Genomic DNA, 11,447 nt, shown 5'->3' on the forward strand with positions numbered 1-11,447 from the left:
AGAGGAATATCACGCACGTGCGCTACGCCTACGCCTTGACCGCCGCCCTCCTGCTGGGCGGCACCGCTGCCACGATGACGCTGTCGCCGTCGCTCGCGCAGACTGCGCAGAACGAACCGGGCGCGATCGCCGCGAGTGCGCCGCGAGCCGGCGCGCCGATGAGCTTTGCCGACATGGTGGCGAAACTTCAGCCCGCGGTCGTCAACATCTCGACGACCCAGCGCGTGACGCTCAATCAGCAACAGCAGAACCCGTTCGCGGGTACGCCGTTCGAGAATTTCTTCGGCGGTCGCGGGCAGGGCGGCAATGGCGGCCCGGTCACGCGGGAAGGCCAGTCGCTGGGTTCGGGTTTCATCATCTCGCCCGACGGCTATGTCGTGACGAACAATCACGTCGTGTCGGCCGGTACGCGCAACGCGGTGGTCGAGACGATCACGGTGACCCTGACCGACCGTCGCGAGTACAAGGCGCGGCTGATCGGGCGTGACCCGACGTCGGACCTGGCGCTGCTCAAGATCGATGCGAAGGATCTGCCTTTCGTCCGCTTCGGCGATTCGCAGCGTGCGCGCGTCGGCGACTGGGTCGTCGCGATCGGCAATCCGTTCGGCATCGGCAGCACCGTGACCGCGGGCATCGTATCGGCCGTCCACCGTTCGACCGGCAACACGCCGGGCAACGCGGATCGCTACATCCAGACCGATGCCTCGATCAACCAGGGCAATTCGGGCGGACCGATGTTCGACCTGAACGGCAACGTGATCGGCATCAATTCGCAGATCCTGTCGCCGACCGGCGGCAACGTCGGCATCGGTCTGGCCATTCCGGCCGAAGTCGCCAAGCCCGTCATCGACACGCTGATGAAGGGGCGCAGTGTCCAGCGTGGGTATCTGGGTGTCGGCATCCAGCAGATCGACGCCGATCTGGCCACCGCGTTCAACGTCCCGCGCAACACCGGCGAACTGATCAACCGCGTGGAGCCGGGTGAGGCTGCCGACAAGGCTGGCATCCGTCAGGGCGACATCGTGCTGAAGGTTGCCGGACAGGATGTGACGCCCGACCAGACGCTTAGCTTCCTCGTCGCCAATCAGGCGCCGGGCACGCGTGTGCCGATGGAGCTGATCCGCGACGGCAAGCGCATGACCGTGACCGCTACGGTCGGCACCCGTCCGCCGGAAGATCAGCTGGCGATGGCCGGTAACGACGACGAAGACGGGCTGCCCGGCGGCAACGACCAGGGTAGTGCGGCATCGGGTGCCGCCTCGCTGGGTGCTCAGGTGATCGCGATCACCCCGCAGATCGCGCGTCAGCTCGGGCTCGACGCCTCGGTCCGCGGTGTCGTTGTGGTGCAGGTCGACCCCTCGAGCGACATGGCCGCCAAGGGTATCCAGCGCGGCGACGTCATCAACTCGATCGATCGGCGTCCGGTGACGACGCCGGCTGAAGCTGCGTCGGCAGTTGCGGCGGCCAAGTCGGCCAATCGCAAGACCGTGCTCGTCTATGTCACGCGTCAGCGCGTCGGCCGCTACGTGGCGATCGACCTGAAGTAAGCTTGAGCGCGTCGCGCCATCCGCTATCTCTTTGATCTGACAGGTTAGGAGATAGCGGATGGGCGACTCGATCTTCATCGGTGCCAGTGCGGACGGCAAGCGCCAGGAACTCGTTCTCCGACGCGCCAACCGCCACGGCCTGATCGCCGGCGCCACCGGCACGGGCAAAACCGTTACCCTGCAAGGCATCGTGGAGGGCTTTTCGCGCGAAGGCGTGCCCTGCTTCGTCGCCGACGTGAAGTGTGACCTGTCCGGCCTCGCCATGGCCGGTTCCGCACAGACCAAGACCCATGAGATCTTCGCTGCCCGCGCGGCGGAGATCGGGCTGACCGACTGGTCCTACGGCGACAATCCCGTGCAGTTCTGGGACTTGTTCGGCGAACAGGGCCACCCCATCCGCACCACCGTCAGCGAGATGGGGCCGGTGCTGCTCGCGCGGCTGATGGATCTGAACGAGGTGCAGGAAGGCGTGCTCAACATCGCCTTCCACGTCGCCGATCAGGAAGGGCTGCTGCTTCTCGACCTCGACGACCTCCAGGCGATGCTCGCCGAATGCGCCAACCGCGCCGACGAACTGACCGTCACCTACGGGAACGTCGGGAAACAGTCGGTCGGCGCGATCCAGCGCGCGCTGTTGCAACTGCGCAGCCAGGGCGGCGAGCATTTCTTTGGCGAACCTGCACTTGCCATCACCGACTTCATCGCAACCGACGACCGGGGGCGCGGCGTCGTCAATATCCTGGCCGCCGACAAGCTGATGGCGAGCCCCAAGCTCTATTCGACCTTCCTGCTCTGGCTGCTGTCCGAACTGTTCGAGACGCTTCCCGAAGTCGGCGACCCTGACAAGCCGCGCCTCGTCTTCTTCTTCGACGAAGCGCATCTGCTGTTCGCCGACACGCCCAAGGCGCTGCTCGAAAAGGTCGAACAGGTCGTGCGGCTCATCCGCTCGAAGGGCGTCGGCGTCTATTTCATCACCCAGAATCCGATCGACATCCCCGACACCGTCGCCGCGCAGTTGAACAACCGCGTCCAGCACAAGCTCAATGCCTTCACGCCCCGCGACCAGCAGGCGGTCCGCGCGGCCGCGGAGACGTTCCGCGCCAATCCCGGCGTCGATGTCGCGACCGCGATCACCGAGTTGAAGGTCGGCGAGGCGCTGGTGTCGCTGCTCCAGCCCGATGGCGCGCCGGCGCCGGTCGAACGCACGCTGATCAAGCCGCCGTCGAGCCGGGTCGGCCCGGTAACGCCGGTCGAGCGCGGCGTGCTGATCCAGGCCGATGCGATCGGCAGCAAATACGACACGCGCGTCGACCGTGAGAGCGCAGAGGAATTGCTGAATGCCAAGGCCGGGGAGGCGGCGGCCGCCGCCGCTGCCGCCAAGGCGCAGGGCGAGGCGGAGAAAGCCGCCGCGCTTCAGGCGAAGGCCGACGCACAGGCCGCGAAGGAAGCCGAGCGCGCCCGTCTTCAAGCCCAGAAGGACGCCGACCGCCAGGCCCGTCTCGACGCCCAAGCCCAGCGTGCCGCCGAGCGTGAGGCGGCGAACAATCCGTGGAACAAGGCGATCACCTCGGCCACGCGCTCCGCAAGCTCGACCGTCGGCCGCACGATCGCGAACGAGGTGACCAAGGCGGTGCTCGGCGGCTCGTCGCGCAGCCGGTCGTCGAGCGGCGGCCTGATCGGCGGGCTCGTCCGCGGCGTGCTCGGCGGATTGTTCAAGGGTTAAGCGGGCTTGGCGGGCGCGGCGGGGAGGCGTAGTCTCCCGCCCCATGAACGCTCCCACCACCCGCTGGACCGCCGCCGGTGCGGCCGAACTCGCCGATGTCGTCGCCCTGCGCCGCGCGATCCATGCCGAACCGGAAGTCGGCCTGCATTGCCCGAAGACGACGGCGAAGCTGCGCGCCGCGCTCGATGGCCTGCCGCTCGAAATCCACGAAAGCCGCTCGACCACTGGCTTCATCGCGATCCTGCGTGGCGGGGCGGGCGGCAAGGGCGACAACGGCCGCACCGTCCTGCTGCGCGGCGACATGGACGCGCTGCCGATGCAGGAGGAAACGGGCCTCGACTTCGCGAGCACCATCCCGGGCGCGATGCACGCCTGCGGCCATGACAGCCACTCCGCCATGCTCGTCGGCGCGGCGCGCGCCCTATGCGCCCGGCGCGAAGAGTTGCCCGGCACCATCGTCTTCATGTTTCAGCCGGGGGAGGAGGGGCATCACGGCGCGCGCTTCATGATCGAGGACGGGCTGCTCGACGTGGCTAAGCCCGACGCCGCCTTCGCGCTGCATATCTCGCCGAACATCCCGGCGGGCACGGTCGTCAGCCGTCCGGGGCCGCTGCTCGCCTCGACCGATGCGCTCAATTTCACCGTTCGCGGGCGGGGCGGCCATGCCGCGATGCCGCACGAATGCGTCGATCCGATTCCCGTGGCCTGCGAGATCGTGACCGCGCTCAACGCCTTCGTCGCGCGGACGATTCCGGTCAGCGACCCCGCAGTCCTGTCGATCACCAAGATCGCCGCCGGCTCGGCCTATAACATTGTGCCCTCCGAGGTGACGATGCTCGGCACGCTCCGCACGCTGTCGCCTGCGACCCGCGAAAAGGCCCGCGCCGGCCTCCGGCGTGTGGCCGAGCATGTCGCGCTGGCGCATGACTGCACCGCGGAGGTGCGGATCGACGAGGGCTATCCCGTCACGATGAACGATCCGCGCGCGATTCAACTGGTGCGCGACATTGCTGAGGAAATGGACGCCGACGCCGGCTGGATGACCATGCCCGCGCCGATGATGGGCGGCGAGGATTTCAGCTACGTCCTGCGCGAGGTTCCCGGCTGCATGGCCTTCATCGGCGTCGCGCCCGATGGCAGCGACCCGGTGACCAACCCGCCGCTGCACAACACGCGTATGACGATCGAGGAAGGCGTGATGGCCAAGGGGATCGCGCTGCATTGTGCCTTCGCGGATCGGGTGTTGCAGGGCGGGTTGCCGGGGTGATCCCTGCCTAAATTCATCATCTGCGCCGTCGCGAGACGTTTGCGAAAGTCTTTGCCGCCTTTTCCAAGCCCGTCATCCTGACGAAAGTCAGGATCCAGGGCCAAGCCAGACAGCGGCTTGGGCAGAGAAACCCTGGATTCCGGCTTTCGCCGGAATGACGGCAAACAGGGCAACAGCGACGTTCACAGACATCTCACCGTCGCGGGGGTGACCCCGGGGCGGGGCGTCTTCCTTAACCACGAAACCTGTGCCACCCTCTCGCCCATGAGCGACACCCGCACCCCCAGCCGCCTGCCCGAACTCACCCTGCGCGGCATCGTCCTCGGCGCGATCATCACCGTGCTGTTCACCGCCGCGAACGTGTATCTGGGCCTGAAGGTCGGTCTGACCTTCGCCACCTCGATCCCCGCCGCGGTCATCTCGATGGCGATCCTGCGGCTGTTCAAGACCGGCAATATCCTGGAAAACAACATCGTCCAGACGATCGCGTCGGCCGCGGGAACGCTGGCGGCGATCATCTTCGTTTTGCCGGGCCTCGTGCTGGTCGGCTGGTGGACGGGCTTCCCCTATTGGATCACCGCCTTCGTCTGCGCGGTCGGCGGCATATTGGGCGTGATGTTCTCCGTGCCCTTGCGCCGCGCGCTCGTGACCGGGTCCGACCTGCCGTACCCGGAAGGCGTCGCCGCAGCCGAAGTGCTGAAGGTCGGCGCGGAGTCTCGCGAAGGCGGCGCCGAGAACATGCGCGGGCTGCGCACGATCATCCTCGGCAGCGTCATTGCGGCAGGCTTCACGCTCCTCACCCAGCTCCGTCTGGTCGCGGCGGAAGCGGCGAAGAACTTCAAGGTCGGGGCGGCGTCGGCGACCGGCGTGTCGACCAGCTTCTCGCTGGCGCTGATCGGCGTCGGGCATCTCGTCGGCCTGACCGTCGGCGTCGCGATGGCGGTCGGCATGGTGCTCGCCTGGGGCGTGCTGATGCCGATCCTGACCAGCCTCCAGCCGACGCTCGACCCGGTCGATACCGTGGTCGGAAGCGTGTTCCGCAACGATGTCCGCTTCATCGGCGCCGGTACGATCGGCGTCGCGGCGATCTGGACGTTGCTCAAGATCCTCGGCCCCATCATCGGCGGTATCCGCTCCGCGATGGCGGCGGCGAAGGCGCGCGCCGGGGGGCAGGTGCTCGAACTGACCGAACGCGACCTGCCGATCGGCGTCGTCGGCGGCACCATCCTATTCTCGCTGATCCCGATCGCCTGGCTGCTGTGGGACTTTGCCGCCGGTGGCCCGGTCGCGGAGCATCCGTGGCTCGTGATCGGCGGCACGCTCGCCTATGTCCTCATCGTCGGCGTCGTGATCGCGGCGGTGTGCGGCTATATGGCGGGCCTGATCGGGGCGTCCAATTCGCCGGTGTCGGGTGTCGGTATCCTCGCCGTGCTGGGTGCGTCGCTGCTGCTGGCGATGGTGTTCGGCCACGGCGGCGACCCCGCGCGGGTCGATGCGCTGGTCGCCTATGCACTGTTCACCACCGCGATCGTCTTCTCGATCGCGACCATCTCGAACGACAACCTCCAGGATCTGAAAACCGGCCAGCTGGTCGGCGCGACGCCGTGGAAGCAGCAGTTCGCGCTGGTGCTGGGCGTCATCTTCGGCAGCCTGATCATCCCGCCGGTGCTCGACCTGCTCAACACCGCCTTCGGCTTCGCCGGCGCCGCGAACGCCGGGCCGAACGCGCTGGCCGCGCCGCAGGCGTCGCTGATCTCCGCTTTGGCGAAGGGCGTGCTGGGCGGCGACATCGACTGGGGCCTGATCGGCATCGGCGCCGCAATCGGCGTGGTCGTCGTCGCGATCGACGAGACGCTCGGCAAGACCAGCCGCTTCCGCCTGCCGCCGCTCGCGGTCGGCATGGGCATCTATCTGCCGATGGCGCTGACGCTGCTGATCCCGGTCGGCGCGCTGATCGGCCATTGGTACGAGAAGCAGGCCGCAAAAAGCGCCAACCCCGAATTCGTCAGCCGCCTGGGCGTGCTGGCCGCGACCGGGCTGATCGTGGGCGAAAGCCTGTTCGGCGTGGTCTTCGCCGGCATCGTCGCGGCGACCGGCAGCGACGCGCCGCTGGCGATCGCGGAGCTGGGCGAGGGGGTGACGATCCCGGCGGCGCTGGTGGTGTTCGCGGGGGGGATTGCGGTGCTGTACCGGCAGACGCTGAAGGCTGCGCGGGGGTAGGGGGCGGCGCGGGGGAAAGGCGCGGCCGCCTCCCCTGCACTCTCACTCGTCATCCCCGCGAAGGCGGGGATCAATAGTCGCTGAAGCCGGTGAGACTCACGTCGGTTGCCAGAATTTATCCCCGCCTTCGCGGGGATGACGGTGGTTTGGAAGCCCGCCGGTGCTCCCGCGAAGGCGGGAGCCTAGAGTTATGGAGGACATCGCTTGCGGCCCTGGGCTCCCGCCTTCGCGGGAGCGCCGGTAGTTTGTGGCGAGGGAAGGCTTCCGCCACATCGTCAGACGGAGCAGACTTCGTCCGCGCCGCTGCCCGACGTGGCGACTCCTGCAATTGCTCGCGCAATCGCAGGGTGCCCGCCTTACGCCATCGTGCTGAGAAGCTGCTCGATCTCCACGAACGCAAAGCCGATCGAGCTGTCCGCGATCCCATAGGGGATGAACAGCTTGTCGCCATGCCGGATCGCGCCGCAGCTATACACCACGTTGGGCACATAGCCCTCGCGGTCCTGATCCGCGGCGGCCAGGATCGGCTCCTTCGTCCGCCCGATCACCTTGGTCGGGTCGCCGAGGTCGAGCAGCGCCGCGCCGATCGAATACTTCCGCATCGCACCCACGCCGTGGGTCAGCAGGATCCAGCCGGCCTCCGTCTCGATCGGAGGGCCGCAATTGCCCATCTGGACCAGTTCCCAGGGATATTCGGGCTTCAGCAGCAACTGGCCCTCGTCCCAATTGTCGATCCGGTCGCTGTCGATGATGAAGACATTCTCGCCGTCTTGACGACCGATCATCATGTACTTGCCGCCGACCTTGCGCGGGAACAGCGCCATGCCCTTGTTGCGGCTGGCGGATCCGGTCATCGGCACCAGGTCGAACGCGCGGAAATCCTTGGTCCGCATCATTTCCGACTGGATCGCCGAGCCGTTATAGGCGGTGTAAGTCCCGATCCATTCGTCCTCGCCGTCGTCGTGGGTGAACTTGACGAGGCGCAGGTCCTCCAGCCCCTTCGACTGCTGCTCGGTAATCGGGAAGATGACCGTCCCCGACAGCGTCGAGTCGCGGTGGCGATAGACGGTGACCGGACCGGTCGGCATTTCCAGCTCGTCGCCGACCGCGTCCGCCGCCGTCGCGAACGGCGGCTCGGGGGCCAGCTGAAGCTGGTTCCGGTCGGTGATGATACCTTCGCGGAAGGCGACCGAGCTGATGTGACCTTCGCCGACCGCACGCATCGACATCAGGATGCGCTGCGAGCCCGCCGGCATGCCGCTCTGGTCGAAATGCGGCACCACGCTGGGGTTCATCAGCGCGGCGGCGGCATAGCTGTATTCGTGACAGAAATAGGCGCCGATCAGCTGACGTTTTTCATCACTGATCTGACTACCGTCCAGGTTGAGCAGCTTTTCGATCTCGTCATAGCGCGTCATGAACACGCGGCGCGTCTGCCAGTGCCGGGCCTCGAAATCCTTGAGCACCGCCTCCAGCTGATCGCGCGCTTCGCCCGGGCTCATTTCGAGCACCGCGCGGACCATGCGTTGTGTCCGGCTCTCCGCGCCCGGCGTGGGTGTCGCCCAGGCGATGTGGAAGGGGCGGACCACCACGCGCGACGGATCTGCGTGCAGGCGCAGCGGGTGATCGAACAATTCTAGCATTCCGTCCCCCCGGGGGCGTTATCTCATGTCACCAAGCAGGGCCTGACCTGGATCAGGCGGCCACGCTCGACTGCCCTGCCACGGATGCGCCCCGCTTTGAAAGGGCCGAAATCGCACAACCCGCCAGTTGCAGCGCCAGGATCGATTCCGCGCCCTGGTTGCGGTTCAGCCCCGACGGCATCAACCCGTCGAAACACCCGCCGTCGTTGACGCTGGCGAGCGGTAGGTCGAGGTCGTTGGCGCCCAGATACCAGCCGTATGCACGGTTGGCTTCCTCCAGCCAGCGCGCATCGCGCGTCGCGTCGAACGCCGCGGCGCACGCATCGACCGTCGCCTGGGCCTCCAACGGCTGCTGGTCGAACGGCAGCGGGTCCGAATATTCGCGGCCGAAGCTCTCGGTCCCGACCGCGCGGAAACGTCCCTCGGGCGAGGTCTGGCGGCTGACGATCCAGTCGAGCGTCTCGATGCCGGTCGCGACCAGTTCGGGCTTGGCGAGCGCGATGCCGGCGCGGATCATCGCTTCGGGCAGGCGCGCGTTGTCGTACGCCAGCACGATTTCGAACCAGCTCCATTCCGGACGACGCGCGGTGTCGAGCAGGGTGGCGAGTTCGGTCGAGAAGCGCGTCAGGATCTCACGCGACATGGCATGGCCGGGATGCGCCTCCAGCATCGCGGCGGCGCCCAGCATGGCAAAGGCGTGCGCCCGCGGGCTGCCGAGTTCGAACGCCAGACTGGCGGTCTCGTCGAACAGGCGCGCTGCCCAGTCGCGGTGCTTCTGCATGCCCGCATCGCGTGCGGTTACGCCCAGCGCCCAAAGCGCCCGGCCATTCGAATCTTCCGACCCATATTCCTCGCACCAGGTGCGGTCGTAATTCATGAAGTTGCGGAAGCGGCGCTTGTCCGGGTTCCAGGCATATTGGACGAACGCGCCATAGGTGCTGGTCCATTTGTCGCGCACCACGGGGTCGAGCTCGGGCGCCTGCGTCATCAGGATTAGCGCACGGGCGTTATCGTCGATGCAATATCCGTGGCGGCGATCCGGGACCGACAGGATCGAATGCTGGAGCATCCCCGTCGCGTCGCTCATTCGCTCCACCGCGGCGATATCGACCGGCAGCACGCGCGTCGCGCGGGCATGCTTGGCGATGCGGCGCGGCTGGTTGGCGACGACACGCCCGATCTGCGCCAGCGCCGCCTCTGCCAGCCGCGGCCAGATCATCGAGCGGCCACGGGCATAGGCACGCGCGGCCAGCCGCTGGCGGTTGCCGCGGTTACCTAGCAGTGCGTTGATTTCACGCGCGAAGCCGGCGCTGTCGCCGAAGTCGATAAGTACACCGTGGCCATCGGCCAGGATTTCGGTCGCATGGACGTACGGGGTCGACACCACCGGCTTGCCCACGCCGACCGCGTAGCTGAGCGTGCCGGACGTGATCTGCGCCGGGTTGCTGTACGGCGTGGCATAAATGTCGGCGGCCTGGAGATAGTCGAGCAGCTCGTCATGCTCGACGAAGGCGTCGATGAAGCGGATGGCATGGCCGACGCCCAGGTCGTTGGCCTGCGCCTTCAGCCGGTCGCGATAGGCTTCGCCCTCGTGCGCGACGAGGTTCGGATGCGTCGCGCCGAGCACGACATACAGCGCCGCCGGGTTCGCCTCGACGATCGCGGGCAGGGCGGCGATCATCGTCTCGATGCCCTTGTTCGGGGCGAGCAGGCCGAAGGTCAGCACGACCTCGCGTCCCGCCCAGCCGAATGCACCCTTCAGCGTGTCGGCATCGACGAACGGACGATCCGGCACGCCGTGCGGGATGGTGACGATCGCGCGCGCATCGGCGCCGTAATGCCGCTCCAGAATCTCGCGGCCACGTTCGGCCATGACGATCACCTTCGACGCGCGGCGCAGCAGCGCTTCCATCACGCGGCGTTCGTCGGCGCTGGGCTTCTCCAGCACCGTGTGCAGCGTCACGATCACCGGGATGGTCACGCGGTCGAGCAGCTTCAGGATATGTTCCCCGGCCGCCCCGCCGAAGATGCCATATTCATGCTGCAACCACAGCGCCTGCGCGCCCGACGCCTCGATCTCGCGCGCGGTCGCGATATACGCGCTCACATCGTCCTGCGGGATCGCCCCGGTCACGTCGGCCGGATAATCGTAACGTCCGGGATGGTCGTCCATTGCGTAGACATCGACCTTCACATCCGGAAAGCGCGATCGCAGCGCCAGATAGGTGTCCGTCGTATAGGTGGCGAGCCCGCATTTGCGGGGCAGGTAGTTTCCGATCAGGACGATGTGATCGATCGGGACGGTGGCGGCCTCCTGCATGTCCATAACGGTCCTTCGCAATTGCAGTATGAACCGGGCCTCTGGGCCCGCAACTGGCTTACAACGCTAGATAGACCATTATGGTTGCCGAAATTGTGCGATGCAACAGATGCGATCGAGATCAACCGCGCCCGCGGTACGGTGGAACGCCCTGGTCGGGCAGCCATAAGCCGGCAGGGGGCGGGCCGGATTGCCAGAAGACGTCGATCGGGATGCCGCCGCGCGGATACCAATAGCCGCCGATCCTGAGCCACGTCGGTCGCATCTCGTCGACCAGCCGCTGCCCGATGCCGACCGTGCAATCCTCGTGGAAGCCGGCGTGGTTGCGGAAGGCGCCGAGGAACAGCTTCAGCGACTTGGACTCGACGATCGTCTCGGCGGGCGCATAGTCGATGACGAGGTGCGCGAAATCGGGCTGGCCGGTGACCGGGCAGAGTGAGGTGAATTCCGGCACCGCGAACCGCACGAGGTACAGCGAGCCCGCGCGCGGGTTGGGGACATAGTCGAGGACGGCCTCTTGCGGAGAGGCGGGCAGGCTGCTCGCCTGGCCGAGATGGAGCGGTGTCATGGGTGGGGCATGTAGGGGTTTGCCTTTCCCCCGTCATCCCCGCGAAAGCGGGGATCCAGGGTTATCTCGCGAGCACCTGAACTGCTTGGCTCTGGATCCCCGCTTTCGCGGGGATGACGGGAGGAGATTGCGCCATCAGGATCGCTCGCTAGGGTGCGC

At 67.0% G+C, this 11,447-nt stretch carries 7 protein-coding genes; 4 read left to right on the plus strand and 3 right to left on the minus strand.

Annotation, left to right across the window (positions count from 1 at the left end; all coding sequences use genetic code 11):
* Positions 1-17: 17 nt before the first annotated feature.
* From ACFSC3_RS12345 to ACFSC3_RS12360, 4 genes are all read left to right on the plus strand, one after another.
* Positions 18-1,547 carry a Do family serine endopeptidase gene (locus ACFSC3_RS12345; RefSeq protein ID WP_380940738.1) on the plus strand — a complete coding sequence of 510 codons (1,530 nt, stop codon included), beginning with the start codon at positions 18-20 and terminating at the stop codon, positions 1,545-1,547.
* A gap of 58 nt (positions 1,548-1,605) precedes the next feature.
* Positions 1,606-3,270 carry a helicase HerA-like domain-containing protein gene (locus tag ACFSC3_RS12350; protein ID WP_380940739.1) on the plus strand — a complete coding sequence of 555 codons (1,665 nt, stop codon included), beginning with the start codon at positions 1,606-1,608 and terminating at the stop codon, positions 3,268-3,270.
* A gap of 43 nt (positions 3,271-3,313) precedes the next feature.
* Positions 3,314-4,537, plus strand: a complete 1,224-nt coding sequence (locus ACFSC3_RS12355; protein WP_380940740.1) for a M20 metallopeptidase family protein — start codon at positions 3,314-3,316, stop codon at positions 4,535-4,537.
* A gap of 264 nt (positions 4,538-4,801) precedes the next feature.
* On the plus strand, positions 4,802-6,757 hold the full coding sequence (locus ACFSC3_RS12360; protein ID WP_380940741.1) for an OPT family oligopeptide transporter: 1,956 nt from the start codon (positions 4,802-4,804) through the stop codon (positions 6,755-6,757).
* Between the two features lie 356 nt (positions 6,758-7,113).
* Here ACFSC3_RS12360 and ACFSC3_RS12365 read toward each other — a convergent pair whose 3' ends face one another.
* From ACFSC3_RS12365 to queF, 3 genes are all read right to left on the minus strand, one after another.
* Positions 7,114-8,400, minus strand: coding sequence for a glycoside hydrolase family 130 protein (locus ACFSC3_RS12365; RefSeq protein WP_380940742.1), 1,287 nt, complete (start codon positions 8,398-8,400; stop codon positions 7,114-7,116).
* A gap of 52 nt (positions 8,401-8,452) precedes the next feature.
* Positions 8,453-10,720, minus strand: coding sequence for a glycosyltransferase family 4 protein (locus ACFSC3_RS12370; RefSeq protein ID WP_380940743.1), 2,268 nt, complete (start codon positions 10,718-10,720; stop codon positions 8,453-8,455).
* Between the two features lie 121 nt (positions 10,721-10,841).
* On the minus strand, positions 10,842-11,288 hold the full coding sequence (queF, locus tag ACFSC3_RS12375) for a preQ(1) synthase (protein ID WP_380940744.1): 447 nt from the start codon (positions 11,286-11,288) through the stop codon (positions 10,842-10,844).
* Positions 11,289-11,447 lie beyond the last annotated feature (159 nt).

The sequence above is a fragment of the Sphingomonas floccifaciens genome (genome assembly GCF_042681125.1).
Lineage (GTDB): Bacteria > Pseudomonadota > Alphaproteobacteria > Sphingomonadales > Sphingomonadaceae > Sphingomonas > Sphingomonas floccifaciens.